Consider the following 15,711-nt stretch of genomic DNA (forward strand, 5'->3'; position numbering starts at 1 on the left):
ACGTCCCGGGCCGCGGGGACCTCGTGTCCGGCCGCGTCCAGAATCGCCGCGGCCAGCGGGTGTTCGCTGCGGGCCTCCAGCGCGGCCGCCACCGCCAGGACCTCCGCCCCGGAGACCCCGTCCGCGGCCGCGATCTCGACGACGGTCGGACTGTTGCGGGTCAGGGTGCCGGTCTTGTCCAGGGCGATTCCGCGGATGCGGCCGAGGGCCTCCAGAGCGGCGCCCCCCTTGACCAGCACGCCGAACCGGCTGGCCGCACCCACGGCGGCGTACACGGTGACGGGCACAGAGATCGCCAGAGCGCACGGAGAGGCCGCCACCAGGACGACCAGGGCCCGTTCGATCCACACCTGCGGGTCGCCGAGCAGGCCGCCCACCACGGCGATCAGCGCGGCGGCCACGAGGATGCCCGGGACCAGGGGCCTGGCGACGGTGTCGGCCAGCCGCTGGGCCTCGCCCTTGCGGGACTGTTCGGCCTCCACGATCCGGACGATCCTCGCCAGCGAGTTGTCCCGCGCCTCCGCGGTGACCGTGACCTCCAGGGCGCCGCTGCCGTTAATCGACCCCGCGTACACCTCGTCCCCCGGACCGGCCTCGACCGGGACCGATTCGCCGGTGATCGCCGAGTTGTCCAGGGCGGTCCGCCCTGTGCGGATGGTGCCGTCGGTGGCGATCCGCTCGCCCGGTCGGACGATCATCACCTCGCCCAGACGCAGGTCGTCGGGCTCCACCCGCAGCTCGCGCCCGCCGCGGAGGACGGTGGCGGTCGACGGCACCAGCGACAACAGGGAGCGCAGGCCGCGGCGGGTGCGTGCGACCGAATACTCCTCGAGCCCCTCGCTGATGGCGAAGAGGAACGCCAGCATGGCGGCCTCCTCGATCTGCCCGAGGATCACCGCACCGGCGGCCGCGATGGTCATGAGCGTGCCCACGCCGATCCTGCCGCGCACGAGCCGCCTCAGGGTCGAGGGGACGAAGGTGTAACCGGCCACCAGCAGCGCGAGCACGGACAGCGCGGACCCGGCCGCGTGGGGGCCGGCCGTCCAGCCGAGGATCAGTCCCGCGAGCAGCAGGAGCCCGGCGATGGCCGCGGCCCGGATCTCGGTGACCTGCCACAGCTTCTCCGGACCGCGGTCCTCGTGCTCGCCGGCCAGCGGTTCGTCGGGGCCGCACCCGCACGCGTCGCTCACGAGACCTGGTCGGGGCACAGCGCGACCGCCGACCCGGTCGCGGCGAGGAGCGTCTCGGCGGAGGCCAGCAGGTCCATCAACTCGGGACGGGCGAGCGAGTAGAACACCTGCCGGCCCTGCGGTCGCCCCTCCACGAGCCCGCAGTCCCGCAGGCACGCGACGTGGGCGGACACCGTGGACTGGGCCAGCCCGAGCTCGGACACCAGGTCGGCGACCCGGGTCTCACCGCGGGCGAGCCGGCGGATGATCGCCAGCCGGGTTCCGTCGGACAGGCTGCGGAACAGCGCGGCAGCGGCATCGAGTCCGGGCCCTGACTCGGGGGCCGCTCCCGGCTCCGTCCCTGACCGGCACCCGGTGGTGTCCGCGCGCGCAACCCCGGCATTGATCGTCATTCGACGATGATAACTGTGTTGGGCGATGTGTTCCAGGGTCGACGCCGGCGTCGACCCGGCCGCTAGGAATTGGCGATCGCGAGCACCGCCCACACCGGGAGCCACAGGCCGAAGGTGAGGATGGTCAGGATCAGGTGCAGCACGTGGTTGACGCGCCTGCCGCCGCCGTTGGCGACGAACACGGTCTGCTGCATCGGGTACGGCTGCGACATGAAGGGCTGCGGCATGAAGGGCTGGGGCGGGTACTGCTGGGGCATGACGTGCTGCGGCATGAGGTGCTGGGGCAGGTACGGCCGGTACGGGCCGGGAACGAAGGGGTCGTTGTCGAACGCGGGTGGCGCGCCCAGATGACGGGGGGCGAAGTCCTGGTCAGGGCGGTACGGCGCGGCGGGTGCGTCGCCGTAGGGCAGACCGCCCTCGTGCGCCAGGGGTTCGGCGGGCCCGGCGGCCGGGCGGGTCGGGAACTGCTCCGTCGGGAACCGTTCCGTCGGGAACTGCTCAGGGGGGAACCGCTGGATGGGGGCGAACTGGTCCGAGGGCGCCGGAAGGCGGTCCCGACCGGCGTCCGAGGACTCGTCGGGCCGGTAGGGGAACTGCTCGTTCATGGCGTCTCATTTCACGGTGCGGGAGAGGCGACTCGACTGACGTCGGGGTCACCCTAACCGCGGCCGTGCGCCGCTCACCCGGGGCGGAACGGAAATCCGGGGGAAGATCCGGGGACCCCTGCAGCGCGCCCGGCCGGGTCGTCAGGGTCTACCCCTACGAGCCACCACTCTCCCGGCGTCTGTGGACGAGTAACCAGACGAGCAGCACCGCGAGGAGGCTCACCAGTGCCACACCGGCCCCCAGGGGGCGGACCGTGGCGGAGGTGGCACCGGTCCACGCGTCCGGGGTGGGTCCGTCGTCAGCCGACGAGCCGTCTGGCGAGGGAAGGGTGACGTCCTGCGCTCGCGTCTGCTTCTCGGCGCCGCTCGCCAGAGCGACGGTCGCGTTCCACTCGCCGGCGGGGACCGGCAGGTCCGCCGACAGCGGGAATCGGACCTCGGCCGACTCGCCGGGAGCGATCGTGACGGGCTCCGCTGCGATCGGTGGGGTCGCCAACCCGCCGGGCCCGCCGGTGAGGTCGAGGGTGCCGGCAACGTCGACCGCCCGTCGTCCCGTGTTGGACACGGTCGCGAGGAAGGCGGCCACCCCGAGCGCGGTCCAGACCGGCCGGAGATCGACGATCTCGAAACCCGACCCGGGGTCGTCGCCCGCGCCGGTGGAGAGGTAGACGCGGACCCCGACGCGGGAGATCCGGTCGAGGCCGGCCTCGTGCGAGCCCGAACCGCCCCCGGAGGACCCGACCGACCCGAGCGATCCGGCCGCCGACCCCACCGACCCCGCTGAGCCCACTGACCCGGTACCCGATCCGGTCGCGCTCCCGCCCGGGGCCGCGGAGGTGTGGGACGCCCAGATCACCGCGTACTGCTCGGCATCCGGGGCCTCGGCGGGCACGGAGATCGTCGCGACCACCTCGGCCGACGCCCCGGGCTGCAGGTACAGGACCGGCCGGTCGACGCGGATCCACCGGGTCAGGGCACTCGAGTGACCGGGCGCTGCGGGGAGGAAGCTCCCGTCCTGCAACGCGGCCGGCCCGGGATAGACCTCGATCCGCTGCGGGGAGTCGGTGTTGTTGCTGACCTCGAGACGACGGGTGGTCGTGGCGCCCGCCCTCAGGTGATCCACGATGTACCGCTGGGCCCTCGGATCGTTCCGCGGCGCCGTCGGTGCGCCCCGCAGGCCTATCGCGATCGTGCCCGGGACCGCACCGGGTGTCGTCCCCGACTGCGCGGCCGCGGGCGCGGGCAGGACGGTGGCGAGGAACATGACGATGAGGGCCATGACCGCGGCGCGAGACGTGCTGGTGGTCCTCATCGTCGACGCCTCACAACGCCGAGGTGACCAGTGCACCGCGGACCGCGGAGGTCGGACCGATCGACCCGGCGCCACCGATCGCACGATCCACCCGGAGGTGTGGCGTCCAGCTCCACGCGGCGGAGGGGCGGCTGATCGCGCCGACCGCCACGGCGTCCCGGGGGCTTCTCACCGGAGTCCAGTCCGGCATCCGGTTGGTCACCGTGCCGGTTCCGGGATCGGTGGGGGAGACGACCTTGTACGAGAGGGTCACCGCGTCGTCGAGACCGGTGGCGGCGACGGACGCGGTCCATTCGCGGGATCCACCACCCCGGCTGTCGATGACCGCGGCATCGGACAGCACCACCTGAGCGGTGCCCACACCGAGCGGGAGGACCAGGTCCCCGTCCGGGGCGACGGCGATGTGCAGGTCGCCGCTCATCGCGCCGACCACCTCGAAGGACAGGGTGGTGGTGTCCGCCGGGGCGGCGGTCGACGTGACCCCCTGTCCGACGACGACGACGAGGGCCGCCGCAGCGAGAGGCGCCGCAGCGCAGGTCACCGCGACGGGCAGACGGTGTCGTACGGGCACCGTGCCGACCATCAGCGCTTCTCGACGGGGTGCACGCGGTCCTCCGGGGAGCGGCGGCGGAGGAGCACCAGCGCCAGCAGGATCGCCGCGAGCAGCCCCGCGCCCAGCGCGCCCCACAGCGCGAGCGACCACCCGTCATCGCTGCCGTGCGTCTCACCGACGCCCCGATCGGGGAACGTGATCTCCGAGCTGAAGGAGTGCTGCGACCATCCGCTCTGGAGGTCAGCGGTGGCCTGCCACGGGCCCGCCGGGAACTCGGCGCTGGACGGGATCATGAACAGCACTTCTCCGTCGTCACCGGGGGAGACCGTCAGGGTGCTGGCGGACACCGCCTGGGCGGTCAGGCCTCCCGGCCCGTCGCCGAGTGCCAGGGTGCCCGAGATGTCGACGGCCCGCCCGCCGACGTTCTGCACCCTCACCGCCACGGCGGCGTTCCCCTCGGCGTCGCGCTGCGGGGTGAGGCCGTCGATTCGGAAGTCCGACGGGGGGCCGTTGCCCTCGCCGACGGACACGTAGAGCCTCACCCCGACCCGCGACACCTGTTGGATCTGTTGCTCGGCATCGGCCGCGGCCGGCCTGGTCGACACCCACACCGCCCCGTACTGCTCGACCTCGGGGGCATCGGCCGGGACCGTGATGGTCACGAGCACCTCGGCGGACTGACCGTTCTCCAGGGTCACCTCGTCCGCGCTGAGTCCCACCCACGAGGTGAGAGGGTTGGTCTCGCCTCGCGGCTTGGGGACGAAGTTGCCGTCCCGGATCTCGGCCGGTCCCGCGTAGACGTCTAACGTCGCGGGGGCGCCCGTGTCGTTGGTCACCAGCACGCGTCGCGCGATCGACTCCCCCGGGGGGATGTTGTCGACGATGTAGGAGTTCGCCCGCGGGTCGTCCACCCGGTCCGCGGGGACGTCCAGCAGTGAGATCCTGATGGACCCCGAGGGTTCGCCCCCACCGGGCTGTGGTTGGGCGTGTGCCCGCTGGTCGGGCATCGCGATCATGCCGAGTGGAACGCAGAGCAACAGGGCCAGCAACAGCCGTGCAAGAGAGCGCATTGCTCGGCTCAGAGAGCCGACAGGGTGAGCGTCGCCTTGTACTGCCCGATCGCCACTCCGTCCGAGAGGTCGACCGACATCGCGTTGAGGTTCGGGATCGTGGCGATCTCGAGCGGCGCCGCGAGCGTCCGCTGGGTGCGGGTCATGAAGAGGGTGTCGGCGTTCTTCAGCGGGATGTCCGCGGCCACCCGGTTCGCCGTCCCTCCGAAGACCAGCCCGTTGGCGGAGGCCGGAGGCCGATACGTCGCCTTGGTGGCCGGGATGATCGCGGTGGCGTCCTGGGTGTGGACGAAGTCGGTCAGTCCCAGGTAGGCGTTCCACCCGTTGGTCGTCCCCCGGGTGTCCGTGATGCTGAAGACGGTCAGGGTGCCCGAGGCCGTCCCGCCGTCCGACGCCAGCCCCAGGGTGCTCACCGGACCGCCGGTGTTCACCGAGAGTCCGCCGTTCTGGGCGGCCGTGACGGTGAAATTCAGCTCCTGCTCATCGGCCTGCGCCGAGGCGGCTCCGGCGGCGGGGAGGGCGACGATCATGGCAGCGCTCAGCGCGACCAGCACAGAATTACGCATGGGTATCCTTCGGCCAGGGGAGTGGATCAAGAACTCAACGAGTGTCCTCGATCACACTTATGAAGACCTTTTTAAACTAGACACATGCGCGCTATTGCGTCAAATCCGGCGGCGTGTCGCGGGTGTGAACCGGATGGCGGGTCGCCCCATGGGGCGGCTGAGTCGGTGTGACGGGTGCGGCGCCTACGCCACCTGCATCGTGGTCAGGCAGGTCAGGTCGTCGTCGCCGGTGGAGACGGGCGAGGTCGTCGAGTCGCCCTCGTGCGCGATCGTCAGGGTGCCGGTGAGGTCGCGCGGGAGCCACAGGCCCACGAAGCCGTTGTCGTAGGTCGTGCGGGTCTCGTCGAGCACGGTCTGCCCGGTCGCCCCGTCCGTCACGGTCACCTGCACGGTCTCGCCGCCGAGCTCCCCGAGGCACGTGGTGAGGCTGTGGAAGAAGCAGTCGTGCGTGAAGCTCCGGTACGGGGCCACGGAGAGGTAGAACTCGTCTGCCGGCATCGGCAGCGCCGCCTCCTCGAGGTCGCCGGTGGGGTCGCTCAGGACCAGCTGGTCCGGTTCGACGGAGGCCCACAGGTCGTCGGGCCGCTCGGCCACGGGCATGGTGTCGAGCCGCTCGATCACCTGCCGGGCGTCCAACCCCTCGAGGCCGTGTCGCTCGACGAGGGTGGCCGCGGCCCGGTCGGAGGTGGAGTCCGTCTCCGGCCCGGCCGAGGTGCAGGCGGTCAGCCCCAACGATCCCGCGACCATGGCCGCGAGCAGGGCGCGACGGCGCGCGGACGGGCGGGGAACAGTCGTCAGGGCACTCGTCACGGTCACAGGCCGGCGAGCATCTCGCGCATCTGATCGATCTCCCGCTGCTGGGTGTCGATGATGGTCTGGGCCAGCTCGACCGCCTCCGGGTGCGTGCCGCCGGACACCTGGTCCTCGGCCATGTCGATCGCGCCCTCGTGGTGGACGATCATCTGCTCCAGGAACAACCGCGCGGCGTCGGTGCCCTCGGCGTCGGCCAGCTCCTGCATCTCCTCCGGCGAGAGCATCCCGTCCATCATTCGCATCTCGCCGGCGTCACCCATGTGGTCGCCCGTGTGATCGCCCATGTGGTCGCCATGATCGCCGCGGCCCATGCCGGGTTCGCCCCACTCCTCGAGCCACTCGTCGAGCTGCTCGATCTCCGGGCCCTGCGCGGCCTTGATCTCCTCGGCCAGCTCGCGGACGTCGTCGGGGACGCCCTCCTTGGCCAGGATGATGTCGCTCATCTCGATGGCCTGCTCGTGGTGCGGGATCATCATCCGCGCGAACCGCACGTCGGCGGCGGAGTGCTCGGACGCGTCGCCCTCCTCGGTGGTCGCGGGAGCGCCGTCCTCGGCGGTGGTGGTCGTGGCCGGCGTCGTGGCCGTCGTGTCGTCGCCGTCGTCGGCACAGGCGGAGAGCGTGAGGACGGCCACGGCTGCGGCGGCGAGGAAGATCCTGCTGGTCATCGTCGAGGTCCTTTCGAACGTAGCGGCCGGGCGCCCGGACTGCTGGGAACCATCCTGCCCGTCGGGTCCGGCGGTCCGGATGGAGGTCGTGTGAAGGTTTGGTCAAGGCCGTCGCGGGGGCGGCGGATCCGCAGGCGGGGCGCGATGATGGGACGCATGACCCCCAGCCCTGGCGACCACGGACAGGCCGGTGCGCCCGGTCCCGTGCCGCGCCCGCCCACGGGGTTGCGGGCGATGGTCGTCGACGACGAGCAGTCCCTCGCCGACCTGGTCGCCTCGTATCTCCGTCGCGACGGATTCGAGGTCACCGTCACCGGCGACGGTGCCGAGGCGGTCACGCTCGCCCGGTCGGTGGACCCGGACGTGATCGTCCTGGACCTGGGGTTGCCGGGGCTGGACGGGGTCGAGGTGTGCCGGCGGATCAGGGCGCACTCCGACGCGTACGTCGTGATGCTCACCGCCCGGACCGACGAGGTCGACACACTGATCGGGCTGTCCGTCGGCGCGGATGACTACATGACCAAGCCGTTCAGCCCCCGCGAGCTCATGGCCAGGATCCAGGCGATGTTGCGCAGACCTCGGGGTCCCGTGACCGGGTACGACGACGACGTGGCCGCCGCCGGGGCCGCGGGCACCACCCCGGTGGACGCGCGTCTGCGGAGGATCGGGGATCTGACCATCGACGTGGCCGGTCGCGAGGTGAGCGTCGACGGGCGGGCCGTCGCCCTGACCCGCACCGAGTTCGACGTGCTCGCCGCCCTGTCCCGCGACCCGGGTGTCGTGTTCACCCGATCCCAGTTGATCGAGAGGGTGTGGGGCCCGAACTGGGTGGGCGACGACCACCTGGTGGACGTCCACGTCGCGCACCTGCGCCGCAAGCTCGGTGACGAGGCCACACGGGGTCGCTACGTCCGCACGGTCCGCGGCGTGGGCTACCGGATGGGGCCCGGGCGGTGAGCGGCGGCGCCGTCGGTGAGGTGCGGCGCGGCCGGCTCGCAGGGGCGAGTTTCGGGACGCGTCTGTTGGTGGTCATGGCCGGGGTGGTGGTGGGCTGCGCGGGGAGCGCCTGGCTCGTCGCCTCGGTGCTGGCGCCCGAGATCTTCCACGACCACCTCGGACAGGCCGGGATCGAGCACGACTCCGCGGAGGCCGCCCACGTGGAGGAGGCGTTCACGGATTCGATCGTCCTGGCGTGGGGGCTGGCGGTGAGCGTCGCGGTGCTCCTGGCGTTGCTGGCGAGCTGGTACCTCACCCGCAGGGTCCAGCGTTCGGTCGCGGTGGTGACCGCCTCGACCGCCGAGATCGCCGGCGGGCGCTACGACACGCGCGTCGCGAGCCCCGAGCTGGGGCGGGAGTTCGACGACCTGGCGACGAGCGTCAACGAACTCGCCCGGCGACTCGACGCCACCGACACCACGCGACGCCGGATGCTCGCCGACCTCGGTCACGAGATGCGCACCCCGCTGGCCACGATCGACTCCTACCTCGAGGCCGTCGACGACGGTGTGAGGGATTACGACGACGACACCAGGGAGGTGCTGTGGACGGCCACCCGCCGACTTGAACGCCTGGCGTCGGACATCGTGGCCGTCTCGGCCGTCGAGGAGCACCTGACCCGCCTCCATCCGGTCCCCACCACCATCGCCGGGTTGGTGGGGAGCGCCCTCGACGCCGCCCGGGAGCGGTTCGCGGACAAGGGGGTGGAGCTCACCGCCCGCGACCTCGTCGACGCCGAGGTCACCGTGGACGTCGACCGCATGGGCCAGGTACTGGGGAACCTGCTGGACAACGCACTTCGGCACACCCCTGCCGGTGGCTCCGTCACCGTCAGCACCAGCCTGCTCCCGGCGGACACCGGCACCAGGACGTCCGGCACCGACACGGTGGCTCGGAGGCGGGTGTCCGTCACTGTCACCGACACCGGCGAGGGCGTGGCCGCGCACCACCTGGATCACCTCTTCGACCGCTTCTACCGCGTGGACACCGCCCGCGGCCGACACGGCGGGGGAAGCGGCATCGGGCTGGCGATCACCCGGGCACTCGTGGAGGCCCACGGCGGTCGCGTCAGCGCGGCCAGCGACGGCCCCGGGCACGGCGCACGCTTCAGCTTCACGATCCCCACGACAGGAGGATGACGCGCTTCAGCTTCACGATCCCCACGACAGGAGGATGACCCATGCACGCCCACGAGCCGGACGCAGATCACGCGGATCACCCGGCCGAGGACCATCACGGCCACGCCGATCACCCGAAGGGTGGCCACCACGACCACACTGATCACGTCCGGCTCTACGGGCGCCTGTTCTGGATCATGCTGGCCCTCGGCATCCCCACCGTCGTGTTCTCCCCCATGTTCGCCATGCTTCTCGGGTACGAGATCACCGGCTGGGGACTGTGGGTGGCGCCGGCCCTGGGTACGGTCATGTACCTCTGGGGTGGACGCCCCTTCCTGGTGGGCGGCGCCGACGAGCTCCGCTCCCGGAAACCGGGGATGATGCTGCTGATCAGCCTGGGCATCACCGTCGCCTTCCTCGCCTCCTGGGGCTCGACGCTCGGGCTGCTGGGTCACGAGCTGGAGTTCTGGTGGGAGATGGCTCTGCTGGTGGTGATCATGCTGCTGGGCCACTGGGTGGAGATGCGCTCGCTCGCCCAGACCGGGTCGGCGCTGGACTCCCTGGCCTCGCTACTGCCCGACCGGGCCGAGCGGGTGACGCCCGGCGGTGTCGAGACCGTGGCGCCGGGGGACCTGCTCGTCGACGACGAGGTGATCGTCCGGCCGGGTGGAAATGTCCCCGCCGACGGCGTGATCACCCGGGGCTCGGCGAGCATGGATGAATCCATGATCACCGGTGAATCCCGCACCGTGCGCAGGGGCGAGGGCGACCAGGTGGTGGCCGGGACCGTCGCCACGGACTCGGGGGTGCGCATCCGCGTCACGGCGGTCGGGGACGACACCACGCTCGCGGGCATCCGCCGACTGGTCGCCGAGGCCCAGAACTCCTCCTCGCGGGCCCAGCGGATCGCCGACCGTACGGCCGGATGGCTGTTCTGGTATGCGCTGGGGGCCGCCGCCGTGACGGCGGTGTCGTGGCAGGTCCTCGGGAATTCGGAGCAGGCGGTGGCCCGGGCGGTCACTGTCCTGGTGATCGCCTGTCCGCACGCTCTGGGTCTGGCGATCCCGTTGGTGGTCTCCATCGCCACCGAGCGCGCGGCCCGCGGCGGCGTGCTGATCACCGATCGCCTGGCGCTGGAGGGCATGCGCACCGTCGACGTCGTCCTGTTCGACAAGACCGGCACCCTGACCAGGGGGGCGCCCGCGGTCACTGGCGTGGAGGTCGTGCCGGGCTGGACTCAGGACGAGGTGGTGCGCCTGGCCGCGGCCGCCGAGTCCGACTCCGAGCACCCGCTCGCACGCGCGATCGTGGCCTCGGCCGCGGATCGGGAACTCGACGTACCGGCCGCGGCGGACTTCGCCTCGTCACCGGCGGTGGGCGTCGAGGCCCGGGTCGACGGGCGCCTGGTCGGGGTGGGCGGGCCGTACCTGCTCGAACAGGAGGGCCTGGCCGGACTCGGCGCGGGTGGCGGGAGCACGGTCGACTCGTGGCGCGCGGAGGGGGCGACCATCCTGCATGTGGTCGTGGACCGGTCCGTGGTCGGCGCGTTGAGGCTGGTCGACGAGGTGCGTCCCGAATCGGCGGCGGCCGTCGCGGCGCTCCATGAGCGTGGAGTGCAGGTGCAGATGATCACCGGTGACGCCGAGGCCGTGGCGGCGTCGGTGTCCGAGGAGTTGGGCATCGACAGGTACTTCGCCGGAGTCAGGCCCGAGGACAAGGCCTCGACCGTCCGGCAGTTGCAGGAGGAGGGGCGCCGCGTGGCGATGGTCGGTGACGGCGTCAACGACGCTCCCGCGCTGGCGCAGGCCGACGTGGGCATCGCCATCGGCGCTGGCACCGACGTGGCGATCGCCTCCGCCGGGGTCGTGCTGGCATCAGACGATCCCCGCTCGGTGGTCTCGGTGGCCGCACTCTCCGATGCCACCTACCGGAAGATGGTGCAGAACCTGTGGTGGGCCGGCGGATACAACCTGGTCTCCGTGCCGTTGGCCGCCGGTGTCCTCGCGCCGGTGGGGATCATCATGCCGATGTCGGTCGGGGCGATCCTCATGTCGCTGTCCACCGTGGTGGTGGCGGTCAACGCGCAAGTGCTGAGGCGTCTGGATCTGGCGCCGGACACGGTGGTGCCCGGCCGGGATCGGGTATCGCTCGCCCGGGTCACCCGATCGCGCTGAGCAACTCCGCGCACGCCGTCTCGCAGCGGCGGCAGGCCTCGGCGCAGATCGCGCAGTGGGCGTGCATGTCCGCGTGGGCCCCGCAGTCGTCAGCGCACGTCGCGCACGCGACGCGGCACGCGCTGAGCAACTCCTTGACCGCCCCCGAGATCGTCCCGGTCCGGCGACTCAGCACCGACGCGGTGGCCGCGCACACGTCCGCGCAGTCGAGATCGGTGCGGATGCAGTCGCGCATCTCCGCGACCGACTCCTCGGCCAGGCACGCGTCCGCGCAGGCGGTGCAGATGCGCGCGCACGCGGACGCGGCGTCGATCGCCTCCGCCAGCAACTCGACGGGCAGACCACCGGTCGGGTGGGGGTGGGACGTGATCATGTCGATGGTGCTCATGGTTCCTCCTGAAGCTCGTTCTGGTGAGGGCGAGGCGGGGGTCAGCGGGTGGCCAGGACGATCCGCTGCAGGTCGTGGCCCACGATCACGTCCCCGCCGTAGCCCTCCTGGGCCCAGTCGTGCCATTGCCGCACGTCCACGACGCCGGAGTAGTCGCCGAGGTGCGTGAGGACCAGTCGCTCGGCGCCGGCGCGCTCGGCGACCTGTCCCACCACCTGGACCTCGACGTGGGACTCCAGGTTGTGCTCGATCATGGCCGGCGGCAGGTTGCCGCCGCGCACGTTGATCGCCTCGTGCACGAGGGTGTCGGTGCCGAGCGCCAACCGGTCCAGGTTCTCGCTGAGGCTGGTGTCCCCGGAGAACGTCACCGACCCGTGCGCGGTGTCGAAGCGGAAGGCGAACGCGGGGAAGACCGGCCCGTGCGGGACGAGGGTGGCGGTGACCCGGACGTTCTGGTCCTCCATGACGAGGAACGGGTCCATCGCCGGGGAGGTGTTGGTGTAGCTGGCGCCGACGTCCGGGATCACGATCTCGTGGACGTCGAACAGCGTGCGCGGGTCGGGCGGTCCACCGGTGGGGCCGTTGTCCCGGAGGAAGATGTTCGACGTGTAGGCGTAGGCCTCGTCCAGCCGCTGCGTCATCTCCGCGGTGCCCGGGGTCGGGCTCTGGGGGGCGACCACCGGGAAGTCCGGGTAGTCGACGTTGGGCGGTCGCAGTCCGCCCGCGGACCCCGGGCCGTGGACGCCGACGGGGGCCACGAGTTTGTCCCCGGCGGCGTTGGCGACCACCCCACCGATGAGCGCGAAGTTGTAGTAGTCCGCGATGTGGTCGGCGTGCAGGTGGGTGAGGAAGATGTCGCTGATCGCCGCCAGTTCCAGGCCCGTGAGCCCGTACTGCGTCACCGCGGACCGGCCGCAGTCGATCACGTAGGCGGCCCCGTTGACCACGAGGACCGACGCGATCCCCACCCGCGTCCTCTCCACCATCGGGCCGGCGAGTGTCCCCAGGAGCAGCAGCTCGAGTGGTTCACGCTGCGCCGAGGGGATGCCGTCCGGCGGGGTGCCGCCGGACGACCCGAGTGAGCCGGAGCCCAGGGAACCCGTGAGGCTCTGGGCTCCGGCGGAGCCGCTGCCGAAGCCCACGATTCCGGTCGCCGCGACCGCCCCGCCGAAGGCGGAGAGGAGCGAGCGGCGGCTGAGGCGGGCGGTGGGCGGAGGCGGGGGGAGGGGTTCTGACGGGGGCATGGCGGCGTCCTTCTTCCGGGGTCGAGACAGAGGCGGCGACGAGCCGGAGAAGTGCGCGCTACCAGCGCGTTGTGCCCGGAATGTAATCTACCTCACACCCGGTCGGATAAAGGCACATTCACGATCCGGGTCAGAACGGGACCTGGGTCCGGAGCAGTCCCTCCGCCGGGGCCCGGCCGCTGAGTGCTCGGCAGAACTCGAACGCGTCCATCGTGAGGTTCTCGCCCGCGCCCGAGTGCCCGCCGTGCTGCCAGCGCCCGCCCGCCGGGCCGGTGAGCTCCAGGTCGTACGCCTGGCCGTGCCGACCGGCCCACTCGGTCACCACGTCGTCGACGATCACCCCCTCGTGTTCCGCGGTCGCCGTCATGGTGGCTCCCGTCGCGGAGGCGATGTCGATGCGGTGCATGAACGGATCGCGGGTGAGGATCACGTCGAAGAGGTAGCCCATGGACCACCACTCGCCGTTGTCCTCCATGGCCTGCTTCCTCATCACGCCCGGCGCGCGCCGCCTGTTCCTGGCCGCCCTGGGGGCCAGTCGGCGCACCTGGGCGATGAGTTCGTCCGTCGACAGGCCGGCGTTCTTCTCCACCTGCAGCGCGGTCATCGCGTCGATCGCGGGGCAGCCCTCGCGCTTGGCGCGCCTGCCGGACGCGACCTGCTGGCGGACCATCTCCGGCCAGCTGGCGAGCATCTGGATCATGCCCAGCATGTGCCCGGCCATCGCGCGCACGTCCCACTCGGTGCAGTCGGTCCGGGTGCCCCACTGCTCGGGGGTGAGGCGGTCGAGCATGTCGGCCACCCGCTCGTACTCGGTCTCGGCCAGGCGCGCGGCGGTGTCGCGGTCCAGCCGGGGCGGTCGCGGGTCGTTCTTCGAGCGGTGTTGCCCGGTTGTCGTGGTCATGGCGGTGTGCCTTCCTGTGTGGTGGTGACCGGGACGTCGGTCGGGATGCCGACGTCGTGCAGGTACATGTCGACCGCGCGGTCGAACAGGCGGGCCCAGCGATCGCCGCCGGGGTCGTTGGCGAGTTGGGCGTCCGCCATGCCGCCCACCACCGCCACGTAGAGGTCGATGTCCTCCCGGTCGGTGATCCCGATGGCCGCGAACCGCTGACGCAGACCGTCGAGCACGAGCACCGCGGGCGCGTAGGCCTCGGGGCTGGGTTCGAAGCCGGGGATGGTGCGCTGGTTCATCAGCTGGAACCGGGCGAGGTCGCTCACGCAGAAGTCGAAGTACGCCCGCGCGTACATCCGGACCGTCCCCCGGGCATCGGACGGGCGTCCCTCGTCCAGGGCCAGCATGATGTCGAGGCACTCGGTCCAGGCCTGGGCGAACATGGCGTCGTAGATGGCGTTCTTGGAGTCCACGTGGGAGTACAGCGACGGCGCCTTCATGCCGACGCGGGCCGCGACATCGCGGAGGGTCAGCTGGGCCAGGCCCTGTTCGCGGGCCACCTCCCACGCGGCGTCGATGATCTCCCGCCGTGTCGCCTCACGTCGTTCGGCTGACCTATCGCGATTCGGAGTGCCTAACATGGTTAGGAGTATGCTCCCGGCTCGCCGTACTGTCCAGAGGAAACTGGTCGCAATCGGGTCTCGGCACCGTCACGACACGCGGGTCTCCAACTCCACAACCTCGTCGGCCCAACTCTCGGCCAACCGCAGATCGTGGGTGATCGCCAGGACGCCCAGGCCTCCGTCGGCCCGCCGGCGGAGGGTGCGGGCGATCGCGGCCGTGCTCAGCGGATCCAGATGGGCGGTGGCCTCGTCGGCGATCAGGTACCGGGGTTCCTGGGCCAGCGCGCGGGCCAGGCAGGCGCGCTGGAGTTGCCCGCCGGAGACCTCCGCCGGGCGGCGTTCCAGCAGCACCGGGTTCAGGCCGACCTCGACCGCCAGCGCGTCCGGGTCCACGGGGACGCCGCGCACCGACGCCGACAGGGTGAGGGCGCGGCGCAGCGTCAGGTGCGGGTCGGAGGCGGACACCGGATCCTGGTCCAGCAGGGCCGTGTGGCCGGGCAGCCGACCCCGACGACGTCGCACACCCACACCCCCCGCGGTCACCGAACCGGAGCCGGGGACGAGCAGGCCCGCGAGCAGGTGGGCCACCGTGGTCTTGCCACACCCGGAGGGCCCGACGAGCGCGGTGATCCGTCCGGGTCGCACGGTCAGGTCGGTCGGCGGGAGGACGAATCCGCCGTCGGGACGGCGGTAGGTGACCCGGTCGGCGACGAGGGTCATGACGACGACGACCCGACCGCCGCGCCGAGCTCCGGTGTGAAGTCGGGCACCGCCGGCACCGCCGCCGATCCGGGGTGCAGCGCGGCGGCCAGGAGCTCACGGGTGTACGGGGAGTCGGGTGCGGCGAGCAACCGCGAGGCCGGGCCCACGTCACAGAGGTGGCCGGCCCGGAGCACGGCGACCTCGTCGGCGGCGTCCGAAGCGGTCAGCGTGGCCAGGTCGTGGGTGATCACCACGACGCCGATGCGGCGCTCGTCGGCCAGGCGGCGCAGCAGCCGGAGAGTGGCCAGGGCGGGCCCGGCGTCCAGGCCCGCGGTCGGTTCGTCGGCCACCAGCACCGACGGAGCGGTGGCCAGAGCGGCCGCGATCGCCGCACGCCGGAGTTGCCCA

At 71.9% G+C, this 15,711-nt stretch carries 17 protein-coding genes and 1 pseudogene; 3 read left to right on the forward strand and 15 right to left on the reverse strand.

Going from position 1 to position 15,711, the window contains the following annotated elements; all coding sequences use genetic code 11:
• From G6031_RS00110 to G6031_RS00150, 9 genes are all read right to left on the reverse strand, one after another.
• The coding region (locus tag G6031_RS00110) for an HAD-IC family P-type ATPase (RefSeq protein ID WP_182652047.1) at positions 1-1,190 on the reverse strand (1,190 nt) is incomplete at its 3' end.
• The gene (locus tag G6031_RS00115) at positions 1,187-1,582 is read right to left on the reverse strand and encodes a metalloregulator ArsR/SmtB family transcription factor (RefSeq protein ID WP_182652048.1); all 396 of its coding nucleotides are present in this window, start codon (positions 1,580-1,582) and stop codon (positions 1,187-1,189) included. The genes G6031_RS00110 and G6031_RS00115, both read right to left, overlap by 4 nt.
• Positions 1,583-1,644: 62 nt before the next feature.
• Entirely contained in the window at positions 1,645-2,187 is a 543-nt protein-coding gene (locus G6031_RS18625; RefSeq protein WP_206682118.1) for a hypothetical protein, read from the reverse strand.
• 154 nt (positions 2,188-2,341) lie between these two features.
• Positions 2,342-3,499 (reverse strand): hypothetical protein, encoded by a 1,158-nt coding sequence (locus tag G6031_RS00125; protein ID WP_182652049.1) that lies wholly within the window; start codon positions 3,497-3,499, stop codon positions 2,342-2,344.
• Positions 3,500-3,509: 10 nt separating this feature from the next.
• On the reverse strand, positions 3,510-4,082 hold the full coding sequence (locus G6031_RS00130; protein ID WP_182652050.1) for a hypothetical protein: 573 nt from the start codon (positions 4,080-4,082) through the stop codon (positions 3,510-3,512).
• The gene (locus tag G6031_RS00135; RefSeq protein ID WP_182652051.1) at positions 4,082-5,122 is read right to left on the reverse strand and encodes a hypothetical protein; all 1,041 of its coding nucleotides are present in this window, start codon (positions 5,120-5,122) and stop codon (positions 4,082-4,084) included. The genes G6031_RS00130 and G6031_RS00135 overlap by 1 nt, the downstream gene beginning before the upstream one ends.
• Positions 5,123-5,130: 8 nt before the next feature.
• Complete coding sequence (locus G6031_RS00140) at positions 5,131-5,688, reverse strand: hypothetical protein (protein WP_182645581.1); 558 nt, start codon at positions 5,686-5,688, stop codon at positions 5,131-5,133.
• Between the two features lie 183 nt (positions 5,689-5,871).
• A complete protein-coding gene (locus G6031_RS00145; protein ID WP_347238408.1) occupies positions 5,872-6,498 on the reverse strand; it encodes a CueP family metal-binding protein in 627 nt (208 codons plus the stop codon).
• A gap of 2 nt (positions 6,499-6,500) precedes the next feature.
• Positions 6,501-7,166, reverse strand: coding sequence for a DUF305 domain-containing protein (locus G6031_RS00150; protein WP_182652053.1), 666 nt, complete (start codon positions 7,164-7,166; stop codon positions 6,501-6,503).
• A 234-nt stretch (positions 7,167-7,400) separates the two neighbouring features.
• Between G6031_RS00150 and G6031_RS00155 the strand changes: the two genes are divergently transcribed.
• The 3 genes from G6031_RS00155 (at position 7,401) to G6031_RS00165 (ending at position 11,454) form a co-directional block, all read left to right on the forward strand.
• Entirely contained in the window at positions 7,401-8,123 is a 723-nt protein-coding gene (locus G6031_RS00155; RefSeq protein ID WP_182652059.1) for a response regulator transcription factor, read from the forward strand.
• A gap of 74 nt (positions 8,124-8,197) precedes the next feature.
• A complete protein-coding gene (locus G6031_RS00160) occupies positions 8,198-9,301 on the forward strand; it encodes a HAMP domain-containing sensor histidine kinase (RefSeq protein WP_187701934.1) in 1,104 nt (367 codons plus the stop codon).
• Between the two features lie 41 nt (positions 9,302-9,342).
• A complete protein-coding gene (locus G6031_RS00165) occupies positions 9,343-11,454 on the forward strand; it encodes a heavy metal translocating P-type ATPase (protein ID WP_182652055.1) in 2,112 nt (703 codons plus the stop codon).
• Here G6031_RS00165 and G6031_RS00170 read toward each other — a convergent pair.
• The 6 genes and pseudogenes from G6031_RS00170 to G6031_RS00195 all read right to left on the reverse strand — a co-directional run.
• The gene (locus tag G6031_RS00170; RefSeq protein ID WP_182652056.1) at positions 11,438-11,842 is read right to left on the reverse strand and encodes a four-helix bundle copper-binding protein; all 405 of its coding nucleotides are present in this window, start codon (positions 11,840-11,842) and stop codon (positions 11,438-11,440) included. The two genes, G6031_RS00165 and G6031_RS00170, sit on opposite strands and share 17 nt — an antisense overlap.
• A gap of 41 nt (positions 11,843-11,883) precedes the next feature.
• Positions 11,884-13,086, reverse strand: coding sequence for an MBL fold metallo-hydrolase (locus G6031_RS00175; protein ID WP_182610202.1), 1,203 nt, complete (start codon positions 13,084-13,086; stop codon positions 11,884-11,886).
• Between the two features lie 130 nt (positions 13,087-13,216).
• Positions 13,217-13,987 (reverse strand): maleylpyruvate isomerase family mycothiol-dependent enzyme, encoded by a 771-nt coding sequence (locus tag G6031_RS00180; RefSeq protein WP_182639254.1) that lies wholly within the window; start codon positions 13,985-13,987, stop codon positions 13,217-13,219.
• Positions 13,984-14,619, reverse strand: coding sequence for a TetR/AcrR family transcriptional regulator (locus G6031_RS00185; RefSeq protein ID WP_182641645.1), 636 nt, complete (start codon positions 14,617-14,619; stop codon positions 13,984-13,986). The genes G6031_RS00180 and G6031_RS00185 overlap by 4 nt, the downstream gene beginning before the upstream one ends.
• A 69-nt stretch (positions 14,620-14,688) precedes the next feature.
• On the reverse strand, positions 14,689-15,321 hold the full coding sequence (locus G6031_RS00190) for an ATP-binding cassette domain-containing protein (protein ID WP_182652057.1): 633 nt from the start codon (positions 15,319-15,321) through the stop codon (positions 14,689-14,691).
• Positions 15,318-15,711 (reverse strand): annotated as a pseudogene (locus G6031_RS00195) (ABC transporter ATP-binding protein); the annotation flags it as partial. The gene G6031_RS00190 and the pseudogene G6031_RS00195, both read right to left, overlap by 4 nt.

Origin of the sequence: Dietzia sp. CQ4 (assembly GCF_014145125.1) — a bacterium.
Classification (GTDB): domain Bacteria; phylum Actinomycetota; class Actinomycetes; order Mycobacteriales; family Mycobacteriaceae; genus Dietzia; species Dietzia natronolimnaea.